12 protein-coding genes and 1 tRNA gene are annotated in these 16,434 nt (G+C 44.9%); 8 read left to right on the top strand and 5 right to left on the bottom strand.

The features are described from left to right. Window positions 1-17 precede the first annotated feature (17 nt). Both MSG35_RS16420 and tsaD read right to left on the bottom strand, forming a co-directional pair. The gene (locus MSG35_RS16420) at window positions 18-833 is read right to left on the bottom strand and encodes an alpha/beta hydrolase (protein WP_248384562.1); all 816 of its coding nucleotides are present in this window, start codon (window positions 831-833) and stop codon (window positions 18-20) included. A 106-nt stretch (window positions 834-939) separates the two neighbouring features. After that, the gene (gene tsaD, locus MSG35_RS16415) at window positions 940-1,956 is read right to left on the bottom strand and encodes a tRNA (adenosine(37)-N6)-threonylcarbamoyltransferase complex transferase subunit TsaD (protein WP_248384561.1); all 1,017 of its coding nucleotides are present in this window, start codon (window positions 1,954-1,956) and stop codon (window positions 940-942) included. Between the two features lie 258 nt (window positions 1,957-2,214). Here tsaD and rpsU point away from each other — a divergent pair, with 258 nt between their 5' ends. The 6 genes from rpsU to MSG35_RS16385 all read left to right on the top strand — a co-directional run bounded on the left by rpsU (window position 2,215) and on the right by MSG35_RS16385 (window position 8,425). Continuing rightward, window positions 2,215-2,430, top strand: coding sequence for a 30S ribosomal protein S21 (gene rpsU / locus MSG35_RS16410; protein WP_004396009.1), 216 nt, complete (start codon window positions 2,215-2,217; stop codon window positions 2,428-2,430). Between the two features lie 25 nt (window positions 2,431-2,455). Beyond that, the gene (locus MSG35_RS16405; RefSeq protein WP_017069475.1) at window positions 2,456-2,899 is read left to right on the top strand and encodes a GatB/YqeY domain-containing protein; all 444 of its coding nucleotides are present in this window, start codon (window positions 2,456-2,458) and stop codon (window positions 2,897-2,899) included. 119 nt (window positions 2,900-3,018) lie between these two features. Next, window positions 3,019-4,770 (top strand): DNA primase, encoded by a 1,752-nt coding sequence (dnaG, locus tag MSG35_RS16400; protein ID WP_017069474.1) that lies wholly within the window; start codon window positions 3,019-3,021, stop codon window positions 4,768-4,770. A gap of 99 nt (window positions 4,771-4,869) precedes the next feature. Further along, window positions 4,870-6,714, top strand: coding sequence for an RNA polymerase sigma factor RpoD (gene rpoD, locus MSG35_RS16395; protein ID WP_048609664.1), 1,845 nt, complete (start codon window positions 4,870-4,872; stop codon window positions 6,712-6,714). 163 nt (window positions 6,715-6,877) lie between these two features. Continuing rightward, a tRNA-Ile gene (locus tag MSG35_RS16390) sits at window positions 6,878-6,953 on the top strand. Window positions 6,954-7,156: 203 nt separating this feature from the next. Next, window positions 7,157-8,425 (top strand): O-acetylhomoserine aminocarboxypropyltransferase/cysteine synthase, encoded by a 1,269-nt coding sequence (locus MSG35_RS16385; protein WP_248384560.1) that lies wholly within the window; start codon window positions 7,157-7,159, stop codon window positions 8,423-8,425. Window positions 8,426-8,535: 110 nt separating this feature from the next. On the opposite strand, the gene glmS is transcribed toward MSG35_RS16385, so the two are convergent. Both glmS and MSG35_RS16375 read right to left on the bottom strand, forming a co-directional pair. Further along, a complete protein-coding gene (glmS, locus tag MSG35_RS16380; protein WP_017061405.1) occupies window positions 8,536-10,368 on the bottom strand; it encodes a glutamine--fructose-6-phosphate transaminase (isomerizing) in 1,833 nt (610 codons plus the stop codon). Window positions 10,369-10,475: 107 nt separating this feature from the next. Then, a complete protein-coding gene (locus tag MSG35_RS16375; RefSeq protein WP_248384559.1) occupies window positions 10,476-11,246 on the bottom strand; it encodes a DeoR family transcriptional regulator in 771 nt (256 codons plus the stop codon). A 429-nt stretch (window positions 11,247-11,675) separates the two neighbouring features. Here MSG35_RS16375 and pykF point away from each other — a divergent pair, with 429 nt between their 5' ends. Both pykF and MSG35_RS16365 read left to right on the top strand, forming a co-directional pair. After that, window positions 11,676-13,088 carry a pyruvate kinase PykF gene (pykF, locus tag MSG35_RS16370; protein ID WP_017061403.1) on the top strand — a complete coding sequence of 471 codons (1,413 nt, stop codon included), beginning with the start codon at window positions 11,676-11,678 and terminating at the stop codon, window positions 13,086-13,088. Between the two features lie 176 nt (window positions 13,089-13,264). After that, the gene (locus tag MSG35_RS16365; RefSeq protein WP_019826885.1) at window positions 13,265-13,936 is read left to right on the top strand and encodes a GntR family transcriptional regulator; all 672 of its coding nucleotides are present in this window, start codon (window positions 13,265-13,267) and stop codon (window positions 13,934-13,936) included. 583 nt (window positions 13,937-14,519) lie between these two features. On the opposite strand, the gene MSG35_RS16360 is transcribed toward MSG35_RS16365, so the two are convergent. Beyond that, a complete protein-coding gene (locus MSG35_RS16360) occupies window positions 14,520-16,403 on the bottom strand; it encodes a diguanylate cyclase (RefSeq protein ID WP_248384558.1) in 1,884 nt (627 codons plus the stop codon). Window positions 16,404-16,434: the final 31 nt, after the last annotated feature.

Below are 16,434 nucleotides of genomic sequence, written 5' to 3'. Positions count from 1 at the left end.
TATTCAGTATTTAAAGCTTACAGCAGATGTTTATCTAAAAACGTCTTCAGCATTGTGTTCACAAACTCTGGTTGCTCTAACGAGCTAATATGACCTGCGCCAGGAATCACCATTAATTCACTGCCCGTAATGCAATCGTGCATTAGGTATGACTCAAGTACCGGACGTGGTTTATCTTCTTGGCCTACAGCAATCAAAACAGGTAGAGCAAAGTTCTCTACCGATTCAATCATATCGCGACGTCCAAACACCATTCGACCAATTCGTGCCACTTCTTCAGCGTTGTCGCCCTCAAGAGCTGATAACTGCTGAGTAAAACCTTCAACTAAAGCTGGCGTGTTGGTTTGAGCATCATTAGCGAAGAACAGTGGCACAACCGCTTCAACAATTGGTTGAGGAACCATCTTAGTTTGAGTGATGGTGTCTAACATGTGGAAGTATTTAGCGTGCGCAACTTCTGGCTCTAAACCCACAAAGGTATCCATTAATACCAATGACTGAATTCGCGCAGGTGCTAATTCGGCAAGCTCCGTTCCCCACATACCGCCAACCGATAAGCCAACCACTGAGAATTCTTCGATCTCTAAATGATCAAGCAGAGCCAAAACGTGCTGAGCGTAATCTTTCAAGTTACGCATCGAAGTGGGTGCTGCTTGAGATTCACCATGAGACCAAAGCTCTGGAACAATACAGCGATACTGAGTTTTTAACGCTTCGATCTGCGGCTTCCACATTGCACTATCCCAAAGGTAGCTGTGGCCGAGTACAACAACAGGGCCTTGACCTTCATCTAGGTACGCCATCGATTGATTGTCTACTGTGAACTTGTTCATCTTCTTCCCTAATCTCTATCAGCAATTATTTATCGACATACAGTCGGTAAGCTAGGATATAAAAACGGCCGCACAAGGCGACCGTTTATCGAAACACTATAGTCAATTACGCAATTGGCTCTAGCTGGTCAATAGGCCAACGCGGTGTAGCATGAACAGACAAATCAGCCGTTTCGCCATTCTTTAGGCGCTGCATGCCCGCATAAGCGATCATCGCACCGTTATCTGTACAGAATTCAGTGCGTGGGTAGTACACCTCACCACCGATTTTCTTAGCAAGAGCTTCAAGCTCAACACGCAGTTGCTTGTTAGCACTTACACCGCCAGCAATCACTATACGTTTCATGCCTGTTTCTACCAAGGCGCGCTTACACTTGATTACTAAGGTTGCACAAACAGCTTCTTGGAATGCGTAAGCGATATCAGCGCGAGTTTGGTCATCATTATCGTTATCACGAATGGTATTCGCTGCGAACGTCTTCAGACCAGAAAAGCTCATATCTAAACCCGGACGATCGGTCATTGGACGCGGGAACTTAAAACGACCCGGAGTGCCTTTTTCTGCCAAGCGAGATAGCAGTGGACCACCAGGGTAGTCTAAGCCCATCAGTTTCGCGGTTTTATCAAACGCTTCACCTGCTGCATCATCAATCGATTCACCAAGGATTCGGTATTCACCAATGCCTTTCACTTCTACCATCATGGTATGGCCGCCAGAAACCAGCAGAGCCACAAATGGGAATGGAGGTGGATTGTCTTCTAACATTGGCGCAAGAAGGTGACCTTCCATATGGTGAACAGGCACAGCAGGTACGCCCCACGCATAAGCAATACTGCGACCAATCGTTGCACCGACAAGCAGTGCACCCACTAAACCCGGACCAGCTGTGTAAGCCACACCATCAATGTCTTTCGACGTTAGGTTCGCTTCAGCTAATGCCGCTTTAATAAGAGGAATTGTTTTTTTCACGTGGTCACGCGAAGCTAGCTCAGGCACCACACCACCGTAATCGGCGTGCAGCTTTACTTGGCTATATAATTGATGAGAAAGCAGCCCTTGCTCATCATCATAAATCGCGATTCCTGTTTCATCACAAGAGGTTTCAATACCAACAATGCGCATAATTTTCTCGGCACGCTTTCGTCTAAAATGGGAAATTAGCGCAATATTACCCTGCCTAAGCTCTTCAAACAAATATTGTACAGACTATAATCGACAAAGTGCTTTACAAAGCCACTGTGATCGGATTAAAATTCCGCACCATTTTTGATCAAGCTGGTTAATGGCCAAACGCGAATAGAGAGTTAGCTCGATGGGTAACTTCTCTGATTTGGTACTGAGTGGCCAGCGATAATGAATAACCCCTGAGGTGAAAGGCATATGCCAATAGTTAAAGTACGTGAAAACGAACCGTTCGACGTTGCACTACGTCGTTTCAAGCGCTCTTGTGAAAAAGCAGGTATCCTTTCTGAAGTTCGCCGTCGCGAGCACTACGAAAAGCCAACTACAGTTCGCAAACGCGCTAAAGCAGCAGCTCAAAAGCGTCACGCTAAGAAGCTAGCTCGCGAAAACGCACGTCGCGTTCGCCTGTACTAATAACTTAATCCATAAGGACTGAGTTATGGCTCTTATTGAACAACTCAAAGAAGAGCAAAAATTAGCGATGAAAGCCAAGGACAAACCGCGCCTTGGCACTATCCGCTTAGCTCTTTCAGCAATTAAGCAACGTGAAGTTGACGAACGGATCACTCTGAACGACGACGACATTCTTGCTGTATTAGTTAAAATGGTTAAGCAACGTCGCGATTCTGTTGCTCAATATGAATCGGCAAATCGTCAAGATCTTGCTGACGTGGAAAAAGCAGAAATTACGGTACTTGAAGGCTTTATGCCTCAACCGCTAACTGATGAAGAAGTTATTGCACTACTTGATAGCGCAATCGCCGAAGCTCAACCAGCGGGCATGCAAGACATGGGTAAAGTAATGGCTATCTTGAAACCACAAATTCAAGGGCGTGCAGATATGGGTAAAGTTAGTGGTTTAGTTCGTTCTAAACTCGCTTAATCCCAAATCAAATTGCAACAAGCCGTGCAATCCTTCGGAACGCACGGCTTGTTTGTATCTGTAACCTATTCAAACTATTATTATCCACACTCTCAGTTAGTGCATTTTTCTAAGGTTTTATGGCAGGACACATCCCGCGTAGTTTCATCGATGATCTCCTAGCGCGTCTCGACATTGTCGACATTGTGGACGCACGCGTGAAACTTAAGAAAAAAGGCAAAAACTATGGTGCTTGTTGCCCATTCCACAACGAAAAGACCCCTTCTTTTAGCGTAAGCCAAGAAAAACAGTTTTATCACTGCTTTGGTTGTGGCGTACACGGTAATGCTATCGACTTCATTATGGAGTTCGAACGTCTCGATTTTGTTGAAGCTATTGAAGAGCTAGCCTCTTTCTTAGGCCTCGATGTTCCTAGAGAACAGCGCAGCGGCGAGATATCAACAGCACCAAGAGCCAACAGCGAACAAAAACGTAACCTCTACGATTTGATGGGCGGCATCAGTAATTTTTACCGCTCTCAACTGAAAATATCAGCCAACAAACCTGCGATTGATTACCTAAAGAATCGTGGCCTTTCGGGCGAGATCGTCCAGAAGTTTGGCATTGGTTATGTGGCCGATGAATGGGACTTAGTTCGTAAGAACTTTGGCCAACAGAAAGAAGCCCAAGACATGCTCGTGACTGGCGGCATGTTAATTGAGAACGATAAAGGTAACCGATACGACCGATTCCGTGGACGCGTAATGTTCCCGATTCGCGATCGTCGTGGCCGTGTGATTGGTTTTGGTGGTCGTGTATTAGAAGACGGCACACCCAAATACCTCAACTCACCAGAAACGCCTATCTTCCATAAAGGTAAAGAGCTTTACGGCCTTTATGAAGTGCTGCAAGCCTACCGTGAACCGCCGCAAATTCTTGTGGTTGAAGGTTACATGGATGTCGTGGCTCTCGCGCAATATGGTGTCGATTACTCAGTAGCATCACTGGGCACCTCGACAACTGGCGACCACGTTCAAATGTTGTTCCGTCAGACCAGCACTGTGGTTTGTTGTTACGATGGTGACCGAGCAGGTAAAGAGGCCGCATGGCGCGCACTAGAAAACGCACTTGAGTATCTGAAAACCGGTAACACGCTTAAGTTTCTGTTCTTGCCCGACGGTGAAGACCCAGACAGCTATATTAGAGAGCATGGTAAAGCCGCTTTTGAACAGCTAGTCCACAATGCGACGCCGCTTTCGACCTATTTGTTCGATAACCTGATTGAAATACACAAGTTAAACTTGGGAACAACCGAAGGTAAATCAGCACTGCGTGCACACGCCAGCGCCTTGATTAACAAAATTCCTGACAGTTACTTCCAAGAATTGCTCGAAAAACTGCTCGATGAGCGAACTGGATTTGATAACCAATTGCGACGTGCGCGTGTTCATACACAGAACCCGACACCTCAACCGCATAAAGAGCTCAAGCGCACTCCAATGCGTGAAGTTATCGCTTTGCTTATCCAAAATCCGAGCTATGCTGATATGGTACCGGATTTATCAAGTGTCAAAGGCTTACAGTTGCCTGGACTAAGTTTATTCGTCGAAGTACTTGATAAATGCCACGCGCATCCCCATATCAACACAGGCCAATTATTAGAGCATTGGCGACACAATAAACATGAGGCTCTTCTGTCTCGTCTCGCGAGCTGGGAAATCCCCCTCGACGAAGACAATCAAGAAGACATATTTTTAGACTCATTGGACAACATACTTGCCCAGTGCGTTGAAAAACAAATTGAAAACCTGCAGGCCAAAGCAAGAAGCGTCGGTTTATCAGCCGAAGAAAAAAGGGAGCTACTAGCTTTAATGCTAGATCTAAAAGCGTAACCCTGTTTGATTAGTCAGCATTTAATAAATTTGTTAACATAATTGGTTTGCATTTGAGAATGCAACGTCCTTCACCAGACCTGAAGTTGGATATCATCTATGGATCAAAATCCGCAGTCACAGCTTAAATTACTTGTTATTAAAGGCAAGGAACAAGGCTATCTGACCTACGCCGAAGTAAACGACCACCTACCTGCAGAAATCGTGGATTCTGAACAGGTAGAAGACATCATTCAAATGATCAACGACATGGGTATCAAGGTAGTTGAAACTGCACCTGATGCTGATGATCTAGCACTTAATGATGACGATGCCAATATAGATGAAGATGCAGCCGAAGCTGCAGCTGCTGCGCTTTCAAGCGTAGAAAGCGAGATTGGCCGTACTACTGACCCAGTTCGCATGTACATGCGTGAAATGGGTACGGTTGAACTACTGACTCGTGAAGGCGAAATCGACATTGCGAAACGTATTGAAGATGGTATCAATACAGTTCAACTATCGGTTGCTGAGTACCCAGGCACTATTCCATACATCTTGGAACAGTTTGACCGCGTACAAGCAGAAGAGATTCGCTTAACAGACCTAATCAATGGCTTTGTTGACCCTGACGACGATGGCACAGCTGCGCCAACGGCGACTCACATCGGTTCAGAACTTGCTGAAACTGATCTGGAAGACGAAGACAAAGAAGAAGCTGAAGACGACGAGGAAGAGGAAGAAGAAGATACAGGTATCGATCCTGAGCTTGCTCTTGAGAAGTTCACAGCGCTTCGCACTAGCTACCAGAACCGTCAGCTAGCGATCAACGAGTACGGCCATGAAAGCCCGAAAGCAATGCTTGCAACAACAATGATGCAAGACGTATTCAAAGAGTTCCGTCTAACACCAAAACAGTTTGATTACCTAGTAAACGAACTGCGTAACTCTATGGATCGCGTACGTACTCAAGAACGTCTAATCATGCGTCAAACGGTTGAGTACGGCAAAATGCCGAAGAAATCTTTCATTGCTCTATTTACTGGCAATGAATCTAGCGAAGCATGGTTGGATGAAGTTCTTGCTTCAGACAAGCCATACGCAGAAAAGATCAAACGTAACGAGCACGACATCCGTCGCTCTATCCAAAAACTGGATATGATCGAACGTGAAACGTCTCTTACTGTTCAAAGCATCAAAGATATCAGCCGTCGTATGTCTATCGGTGAAGCGAAAGCTCGTCGTGCGAAGAAAGAGATGGTTGAAGCGAACTTACGTCTAGTAATCTCGATTGCTAAGAAGTACACAAACCGTGGTCTACAATTCCTGGATCTAATCCAAGAAGGTAACATCGGTCTGATGAAAGCCGTAGATAAGTTTGAATACCGTCGTGGTTACAAGTTCTCTACTTACGCTACGTGGTGGATCCGTCAAGCAATCACTCGTTCGATTGCCGACCAAGCTCGTACTATCCGTATTCCGGTTCACATGATCGAAACGATCAACAAACTAAACCGTATCTCTCGTCAAATGCTACAAGAGATGGGTCGTGAACCACTTCCGGAAGAGCTAGCTGAACGCATGCAAATGCCTGAAGACAAGATCCGCAAAGTACTGAAAATCGCTAAAGAGCCAATCTCAATGGAGACACCAATCGGTGACGACGAAGATTCGCACCTAGGTGATTTCATCGAGGATACAACACTAGAACTACCTTTAGACTCTGCAACGGCAACAAGCCTACGCGGCGCAACTAAAGACGTTCTTGCTGGCCTAACGCCTCGTGAAGCTAAAGTACTGCGTATGCGTTTCGGTATCGACATGAACACTGACCACACTCTTGAAGAAGTGGGCAAGCAGTTCGACGTAACTCGTGAACGTATCCGTCAGATCGAAGCAAAAGCACTGCGTAAACTTCGTCACCCAAGCCGCTCAGAAACTCTGCGTAGCTTCCTAGACGAGTAATCACACGCTTTAGTGCGGTTAGCTTTTAAGCATAAATAAGAAAAGGTGAGCGTTGGCTCACCTTTTTTTTATCTGTGTGATTTAAGTGGCTAAGATGTAAGCGGAATTGCCCCTTATAGTGTCTAGACACCACTGAATGCTTCCCCTATAATCTATGCCCTACGGCCCCTTAGCTCAGTGGTTAGAGCGCACGACTCATAATCGTTCGGTCCCCAGTTCAAATCTGGGAGGGGCCACCAAATTAGAAAAGCCAGAACAGTTCACGCTGCTCTGGCTTTTTACTTTTCTGGTTCAGTACTAATCACTCCCTACACTTCTTAACCAAAACGAATTGTCCCGCACACAATTCCAATTGCCTCTCTGTGACTAAACATGCTTTTCTTTTATAAAAAAATCGGCAATATGAGAGTACACAAATCGCTCAATAGTTCAGGGAAGACTCATGAAAGACGAAACACTCTCGATTCACTTCGGTTACGACACTGATCCAACAACCAAATCCGTTGCCACTCCTATTTATCAAACCGTCGCGTACGAATTCGATGACGCACAACACGGCGCCGACCTCTTCAACCTTGCGGTGCCAGGCAATATCTACACTCGCATAATGAACCCAACCAATGATGTGCTAGAAAAGCGCATGGCAGCCTTAGAAGGGGGTATTGCAGGCTTAGTGGTAAGTGCAGGCAGTGCTGCAATTAACTATGCGATTCAGACGTTGGCGCAAATCGGTGACAACATTGTTTCAACGCCTCAGCTTTACGGTGGTACTTACACCCTATTTGCTCATATGCTGCCAAACCAAGGGATAGAAGTTCGTTTTGCTAAAGACGATAAACCAGAAAGCTTAGCGGCACTGATCGATGAAAAAACCAAGGCGGTTTACTGTGAAAGTATTGGTAACCCAGCAGGTAATATTATCGACTTAGAACGTGTTGCAGAACTTGCTCACGCACAAGGTGTACCTGTGGTTGTTGATAATACGGTGGCGACACCTGTGCTGTGTAAACCTATCGATTTTGGTGCTGACATAGTGGTGCACTCACTAACTAAATACGTGGGTGGTCACGGTACAACGTTAGGTGGCGTGATTGTCGACTCAGGCAAATTCCCATGGGCACAACACAAAGACCGCTTCCCTGTATTTAATCAGCCAGAACCCTCTTACCATGGTGTGGTTTATACCGAGGCCTTTGGTGAGGCTGCGTTTATTGGTCGTGCTAGAACGGTTCCCCTGCGTAATACAGGTGCAGCACTGTCACCAATGAATGCTTTCATGTTGATGCAAGGTTTGGAGACGTTGTCGCTGCGTATGGAGCGACACACAGAGAACGCCTTGAAAGTAGCAGAATACCTAAAACAACACGAGAAAGTCAGCTGGGTAAGTTACGCTGGCCTGCCTGATTCGGAATTCTACCCACTCGCTGAAAAGTACATGCAAGGTAAGCCATCGGCTATTCTATCTTTTGGCTTAAAAGACGGTTATGAAGCCGGTGTTCGTTTTTATGATGCACTGCAAATCTTCAAGCGTCTGGTTAACATTGGCGATGCGAAATCTCTCGCTTGTCACCCAGCTTCGACGACACACCGTCAACTAAGCGAAGCTGAGCAGAAACAAGCGGGTGTATCACCAGAGATGATCCGCCTCTCAGTAGGCATTGAGCACATTGACGATATCTTGGCTGACCTAGCGCAAGCACTGAGCGCTTAATGCTTAATGACGCTACCGCTAGCTCTAACACGAATCGTTAACTAGCAGACACAAAAAGCCCATCACAGGATGGGCTTCTTATTATCTAATTTTCTTAGATAAGCTAACGATTACTCAACAGTAACCGCTTTCGCAAGGTTACGAGGTTGGTCAACGTCGGTACCTTTGATTAGCGCTACGTGGTAAGACAACAACTGCATCGGTACTGTGTAGTAGATAGGCGCTGTTACTTCACTTACGTGAGGCATCTTGATGATCTTCATGTTCTCATCGCTTTCAAAGCCTGCATCTTCATCTGCGAATACGTAAAGTAGACCGCCACGAGCACGTACTTCTTCAACGTTCGATTTCAGCTTCTCTAGCAAGTCGTTGCTTGGTGCAATAACGACTACAGGCATATCGGCATCGATAAGAGCCAAAGGACCGTGCTTAAGCTCACCAGCTGCGTATGCTTCTGCGTGGATGTAAGAGATCTCTTTCAGTTTAAGAGACGCTTCCATCGCGATTGGGTAGAACTCACCACGACCCAAGAACAGTGTGTGATGCTTATCAGCAAAATCAGGAGCTAGCGCTTCGATCTCTTTATCAAACGCTAATGCTTTCTCGATATCAGCAGGCAGTTGGTGAAGTGCTTGAACGATTTCAGCTTCTTTCTCTTCATTGATGCGACCTTGTAGACGACCAATTGACGTTACCATCATCAGCATCGCTGCTAGTTGAGTTGTGAAAGCTTTAGTAGAAGCAACACCGATCTCTGTTCCTGCGCGAGTCATGAATGCAAAATCAGATTCACGAACCAGTGAAGAACCCGCAACGTTACAGATAGTCATTGCTGACATGTAACCCTTCTCTTTTGCAAGACGAAGTGCAGCAAGCGTATCAGCCGTTTCACCAGACTGAGACAGAGTCACCAATAGGCTGTTCGGACGAACAACGAAATCACGGTAACGGAATTCAGAAGCAATCTCTACGTCACAGCTTACGCCAGCTAGAGATTCAAACCAGTAACGCGCTGCCATGCCTGAGTTGTAAGACGTACCACATGCGATGATCTGCACGTGTTCAACCTTGCTTAAGATCTCTTCCGCTTTAACACCGATTGCATTAGTGATTACAGAAGTGTCAGAGATGCGACCTTCCATTGTGTTGATCAGCGCTGTTGGCTGCTCGAAGATCTCTTTCTGCATGAAGTGGCGGTATTGACCTTTGTCGCCTGCGTCGTGTTCAGCGTTTGACTCAACGATTTCACGCTCAACACGCTCACCCGCTACATCAAATACCGTAACATCACGACGAGTTACCTCAGCAACATCACCTTCTTCTAGGTACATGAAGCGACGAGTTACGCTTAGCAGTGCAAGTTGGTCTGATGCCAAGAAGTTCTCACCGACACCAAAACCGATAACAATAGGGCTACCAGAACGAGCGACTACAATGCGGCTAGGATCTTTGCGATCAACCGCTACCGTGCCGTACGCGCCGTCTAATTGTTTTGCTGTTTTTTGTAGTGCTTCAACCAAAGAAGCTGAAGTGCGAAGTTCCCACTCAACTAAGTGAGCAATAACTTCTGTATCCGTTTGTGAAGTAAATACGTAACCACGCTCTTGCAGCATAGCGCGCAGTGCTTCGTGGTTTTCGATAATACCATTGTGTACAACGGCAATATCACCAGACATGTGTGGGTGTGCGTTCGCTTCAGATGGCTCACCGTGTGTCGCCCAACGAGTATGAGCGATACCTGTACCACCAATCACTTGTTGCTCTTCTACTGCGTCAGCTAGCTCTTGTACTTTACCTAGGCGGCGTACACGAGTTAGGTTAGATTCAGTATCGACTACAGCGACACCAGCTGAATCGTAGCCACGGTATTCTAGACGACGAAGGCCTTCTACTAAAATTTCAGCTACATCACGCTGTGCTACTGCACCAACAATTCCACACATAGTTTCACTCCATCAATTTTGTTTTATTCCTATTGGCAGCAAGCAAAGGCCAGATCTTCATTAAGATCAATTATAGGAAGGTAAATGCATAATACTTAAATTTGTTTTTACGCTGGATCGGTCAGGATCACTCGAACATCATGTGATTCGATACTTGCTTGAGATTCTTCGCCTAAGTCTGTATCAGTAATCAAGATGTCAATGTGTTCCCACGCCAGCTCTAAGTTCGGGATCTTTCGTCCCACTTTTTCCGACTCAACCATCACGATCACTTCTCGTGACACTTCAGCCATTACTTTGCTCAGGCCAACCAGTTCGTTAAACGTGGTTGTGCCTCTATCAAGATCGATACCATCGGCCCCAATAAATAGTTGGTCAAAATCGTAAGCGCGAAGCACCGACTCTGCGACTTTGCCTTGGAAAGAGTCCGAATGGGTATCCCAAGTGCCGCCAGTCATTAATAACGTCGGCTCGCTTTCAAGCTCATTAAGCGCATTAGCGACGTGCAATGAGTTGGTCATCACAACCAAGCCACGCTTAGCATTAAGCTGCTGAATTAGGGCACCGGTAGTACTGCCACTATCGATCACGATACGGTTATGGTCGCGAATTAAATCTGCAGCGGCTTTTGCCAATGAAACCTTTCGAGTCGAAACTTGTTGACCCAATTCTTCGTTGACAACCTCTTTCGGTAACGAAATCGCACCACCATAACGGCGTAAAAGCTGACCGTTTTTCTCTAAAGACGCCAAGTCCTTTCTAATAGTGACCTCTGAGGTTTCGAACTTAGCGGATAATTCATCAACACTAACCTCCCCTTTTTCATTCACTAGGTTAGAAATTGCATGTCTTCTAAGCTGGGTGTTTCGTTTCGACATTTAAAAAAGGCCATTAAGTTTCGATGTGAAACATATTATAGTTACAACGAAACCATTTAGTCCATTTATTTTGATCCAAAAAATTAATAAATAGCGATAAAACCTTGTCCTAAGACAATTGTTAAGCAGTGATATTGAACTCATTAGGTGGTAGAATCCGCACCCGAAAAGAAAAAAAATTACAAAACTGACTGTTATTTTTTTGCAACTTACCCCCTATATAGTGGGGTAAGTCACAGAAAACCGATATTGAATCAAAATCTTTTAGTCATAAAATGACTAAAATTGATGAAAGACTTACAACTCTGAAGGACATATTGGAAGTCCCGCGCTTTTACACAACAGGCACAAAATGTTGATGTAGCGGACCAATCTTCAGAACTTAAATAAATTTCAAATTGTAACAATACTTACCGGAGAGTACCTTCCATGAAAAAGACCAAAATCGTATGTACGATTGGCCCTAAAACTGAATCTGTAGAGAAGCTAACTGAACTAGTAGATGCTGGCATGAACGTTATGCGTCTTAACTTCTCTCACGGTGATTTCGCAGAGCACGGCACTCGTATCGCGAACTTCCGTAAAGTAATGGAAAACAAAGGTGAGCAACTTGCTATCCTTCTAGATACTAAAGGTCCAGAAATCCGTACTATCAAACTTGAAGATGGTAACGACGTAGATCTAGTAGCTGGTCAAGAGTTCACTTTCACAACTGACGCAACAGTTGTTGGTAACAAAGACGTAGTAGCAGTAACTTACCTAGGTTTCGCTAAAGACCTAACAGCAGGTAACACTATCCTTGTTGATGACGGCCTAATCGAAATGGAAGTTATCGCAACAACAGAAACTGAAGTTAAGTGTAAAGTTCTTAACAACGGTGCTCTAGGCGAAAACAAAGGTGTTAACCTTCCTGGCGTTTCTGTTCAACTACCAGCTCTTTCTGAGAAAGACAAAGCTGACCTTAAGTTTGGTTGTGAGCAAGGCGTTGATTTCGTTGCTGCTTCTTTCATCCGTAAAGAAGAAGACGTTAAAGAAATCCGTGAGCTTCTAAACGCTAACGGCGGCGAGAACATCCACATCATTTCTAAGATTGAAAACCAAGAAGGTGTAGATAACTTCGATTCAATCCTTGAAGCTTCTGACGGCATCATGGTTGCTCGTGGTGACCTAGGTGTTGAAATCCCAGCTGAAGAAGTAATCTTCGCTCAGAAGATGATGATCGAGAAGTGTAACCGTGCACGTAAGATGGTTATCACTGCAACTCAAATGCTTGACTCTATGATCAGCAACCCACGTCCAACTCGCGCTGAAGCGGGTGACGTTGCGAACGCAATCATGGATGGTACTGATGCAGTAATGCTTTCTGGTGAAACTGCTAAAGGTAAGTACCCAGTTGAAGCTGTTACTATCATGGCTCAAATCGCGAACCGTACTGATTCAGCTCTTAAAGCTGAGCTAGGTTCTCGTCTAGACAGCCCACGTCTACGCATCACTGAAGCAGTATGTAAAGGCGCTGTAGACACAGCTGAGAAGCTAGCTGCTCCTCTAATCGTTGTTGCAACTGAAGGCGGTAAGTCTGCACGTTCAGTACGTAAGTACTTCCCAACTGCAAACATCCTAGCTCTAACAACTAACGAAAAGACAGCTGCACAGCTAGTTCTTACTAAAGGTGTTAAGCCAGTTCTTGTTGACTCTATCGAGAACACAGACGCGTTCTACATCAACGGTAAAGAAATCGCTCTACAATCTGGCCTAGGTAACAAAGGCGACATCGTAGTTATGGTTTCTGGTGCTCTAGTAGCTTCTGGTACTACAAACACGGCATCTGTTCACGTTCTATAAGAATGAACCGATTCGCATAAAATATAAAAGAGGGCTTCGGCCCTCTTTTTTTATGAAACAAAATCTTGCCTAACTTTTCAGTACGCTGTATTATCAATCACAATAGAACTACGTACTGTTAACTTCCAATTGGCTCTTTCTAAGAGACGGATTAGCAGACTAGAAATCATATATAGATGAGGTTTGTAATGTCTAGTCCTACGCTCACTGACAAAGTATCAAAGATGATTCGCCAAGATATTCTTAATGGTGAGTTAACCCCAGGCCAAAAGCTCGTTGTTGCAGATCTAAAAGCACGCTACAACGTTGGCGCATCCCCTATTCGTGAAGCCTTGGTACAGTTATCTTGGAGCAAATACGTAAAGCTAGAGCCACAAAAAGGCTGCTGGGTATCTCCTGTATCAAAGAAAGAACTGAATGACCTATACGAAAGCCTTCGTGTTGTATCATCGGTTCTGCTTAAAAAAGCGATTTCAGCGGGTGATGAGAGTTGGGAACTGGATGTACTAACGTCTTACCATAAACTGTCACGAGTGCAGTACGTATCTGAAGAGTTTGATTGTGTAGAATGGGAAGAGCGCCACCAGCAATTCCATGTCGCACTACTTGAAGGGGCAGATTCAGAGAACATGTTTAAGTTCTTTGATGACCTAATTAACCAAGTGAAACGTTACCGCTTCCTCGCTATGTCTGCAGAAAGCGCATCTGATGATCTGTTCAATATTGATGAGCACGAAATGATCATGAAACTAGTACTCTCTAAGAATGTAGAACAAGCGACTGAATTGCTTGATCAACACTTACTAGGCTCAATGAAACGAATTGAAGAAGTTATCGAAGCGGCATGATGCCAAGATAGATTCTAACCAAATAAAAACGGAGCCCAACGGCTCCGTTTTTTTGTTTCCAGTACCACGACTGAACTACCACCCAAAAAACTCTTTGTGATGAGTATTGAGCAGCACAACCATAGGTAAAAAATACAATGCACTAAGCTGAAAGCCAAGAATGGCTAATGTGCCTATGGTTAACCTCACTAAAAAATCGACAAACATACCACGCCTCTTTTAACCAGACTGTATGATCCCCAAACTCTTGCTCCAGCTAACCTAATTCTACTGCTGCCTTCCAAGTTATTGATAAGGCTAGCTAACCAGCTGAATTAAGTTAACGGTGTCATCCTTTTACATCTGGTAAACACTCTATTTATTACATCGTTTAACACGATGTAATCTGAAGCAAAGTAGTTTACTTATTGTTCATTTTAGCTCAAATTTTCACCAGCATTAGACTTTAGTCTAACTGTATAGATTTTGTGACATAGGTCGCTCAAAAGTGAGATTCCTAATAAAAAGGGGGAAAGGAAAAAAGAGTCGGGGCGCGACTTGAAGAGGTGAAGCAAATAGACGACAGGACTAGATAGAAGCGAACCTAAGCGACATCATCATAGCTAGGACACATAGAGACCGTATTACGACCAGACGATTTAGATTCGTAAAGCGCAACATCAGCACACTTGTATGAGCGAGTACTGTTACTGGTTAAATCCGTAAAGCCAACACTCACCGTTACCTTAGTTCCGGCGGCTAGCTCAATCTCAATTCGCAAGCGATCCAATACGCGCTTTGCTTCTGGCAGTGAGGTGTGTGGCATCAAGAGTGCAAACTCTTCTCCTCCGACACGTGCAACAAAATCCGTCCCACGAAGGCTATCTTGCAGAAGCTTAGCAACACCAGCAATCACACGGTCACCTTCATCGTGGCCAAGTTCATCATTAATTCGCTTGAAGTTATCGATGTCGACTAAGGCTAAGCAAGTGGTCGCTTCGTTCGGATAACGCTCAACCAAGCGAGAATAGTAAGCCAGCTGCTCTTCGAATTTTCGTCGGTTCCAGAGATTACTCAAAGAGTCACGTTCACTTAAGATCCTCAAACGCACCTCAAGCTCCTTCCTTACGGAAATATCAACCAACGAGGTGATGTAGTAACTGACTTTGCCTGAATTATTTTTGACCGCATGCACTCGCATGATCGCAGTAAAAGGAATACGCAGCTTGTTCTTACACTGAACCTCCCCTTCCCATACTTCTTCTTGCTCTAAATGACTCCAAATAGCCGAGCTTGAGAGCACTTGGTCGGTATTCTCAAGCAACAGTTGCAACGCATTTTGACCGATCACTTGTTTTTTGCAGTACCCAGTCATGTTCTCAAATTCGTTGTTGATCATCATTGTGCGGTGCTGCTTATCAGAGATCATCACTGCCGACATGCCATTCAATGCGGCGCGTGCCAATTTACTCTCCAGGCTTCGGCGTCGGTAGTGCGTCACCAGGTAAGCAAACGGGAAAGCGAAAATCAGCACCGTAATCAGAACAATGATCTCTTCATGGGCCAAATCATCTAGATCACGCTCAGCCCTATCCATCAATTGCTTCTGATTAAGTTGAATAAGCAAATGAACCTTTTGACTGTTCGCGAGCATAACCGTGTTAAAAGCAAACAAATTACCATCTTCAAAAACGTGTCCCACCTGATCATTGGAGATCGCATCCCACGTCTTCGGCGCGATATTTTTCAGGTTGTAGCCTTTTCTTTCAGGAATAGAGTCTCCGAACAATTTACCGCTGTTGTTACTCGCGATGAAGTAGCCCGCGTCATTGAGAACTTCTGCTCGAAGATCGTTATCAGGTGAAAAGCTCAGACGCGACGATAAGCCCCATACATCGAGATTGATGACGAGATAGCCTACTCTTTCGTCAGGGGTTTCTACAGGGGTAAAGACACGGATTACCGGCGAATAAGGGAAGGTGACTTCACCATGCTCAGTTTCAAGCTCAATACCCCAACCGCCAATCTGTTCGGCTTCTAGTTTTTGAGCGTATTGGAAGTAGTTAGAATCCCACCTATCTTGCAGTTGTTGAGGAAACGTCACTCTACCGGTATCAGAGGAATAGTTAACGCGTACCAGTTCTTTGCCTGTGACATCTAACAGATGGATTTGTGTATACCACTTCTGGTTCACCAGAACAGATTGCCAGACCTCTTCAAGTAGATGTTTGGTTTGGTCTGAGGGAGAAGAAGCAAAGTTAACCAAGCTCTGGCTATGACTGAGTAGATCCATTACCGAGACTAACTGAGTCTTGAGAAGATCGTAATCTCGCTTGGCATACACTAATTGATGAACGGCTTGCTTAGCTGAGTAGTCAAAGCTCTGCTGTTTTACTTCTTTGTAACGCTGTAAATAATACAGACAGACTGCAGAAGACAATATGATAGAGATAATCAGCAATGTAATTATTGATTTTTTATTTCGCATTGCTAACTCAGATGAATGGAAGTGCAGCGCG

It is taken from the genome of Vibrio sp. 1CM23M, from assembly GCF_023161755.1.
GTDB lineage: Bacteria > Pseudomonadota > Gammaproteobacteria > Enterobacterales > Vibrionaceae > Vibrio > Vibrio coralliirubri.
This window is presented reverse-complemented; position numbering and strand designations above follow the sequence as displayed.

Coding starts and splice junctions, on each gene's coding strand:
- MSG35_RS16420 (WP_248384562.1), bottom strand. CDS start 833: ATGAACAAGTTCACAGTAGACAATCAATCGATGGCGTACCTAGATGAA.
- MSG35_RS16365 (WP_019826885.1), top strand. CDS start 13,265: ATGAGGTTTGTAATGTCTAGTCCTACGCTCACTGACAAAGTATCAAAG.
- rpsU (WP_004396009.1), top strand. CDS start 2,215: ATGCCAATAGTTAAAGTACGTGAAAACGAACCGTTCGACGTTGCACTA.
- MSG35_RS16385 (WP_248384560.1), top strand. CDS start 7,157: ATGAAAGACGAAACACTCTCGATTCACTTCGGTTACGACACTGATCCA.
- MSG35_RS16405 (WP_017069475.1), top strand. CDS start 2,456: ATGGCTCTTATTGAACAACTCAAAGAAGAGCAAAAATTAGCGATGAAA.
- pykF (WP_017061403.1), top strand. CDS start 11,676: ATGAAAAAGACCAAAATCGTATGTACGATTGGCCCTAAAACTGAATCT.
- glmS (WP_017061405.1), bottom strand. CDS start 10,368: ATGTGTGGAATTGTTGGTGCAGTAGCACAGCGTGATGTAGCTGAAATT.
- tsaD (WP_248384561.1), bottom strand. CDS start 1,956: ATGCGCATTGTTGGTATTGAAACCTCTTGTGATGAAACAGGAATCGCG.
- MSG35_RS16360 (WP_248384558.1), bottom strand. CDS start 16,403: ATGCGAAATAAAAAATCAATAATTACATTGCTGATTATCTCTATCATA.
- rpoD (WP_048609664.1), top strand. CDS start 4,870: ATGGATCAAAATCCGCAGTCACAGCTTAAATTACTTGTTATTAAAGGC.
- dnaG (WP_017069474.1), top strand. CDS start 3,019: ATGGCAGGACACATCCCGCGTAGTTTCATCGATGATCTCCTAGCGCGT.
- MSG35_RS16375 (WP_248384559.1), bottom strand. CDS start 11,246: ATGTCGAAACGAAACACCCAGCTTAGAAGACATGCAATTTCTAACCTA.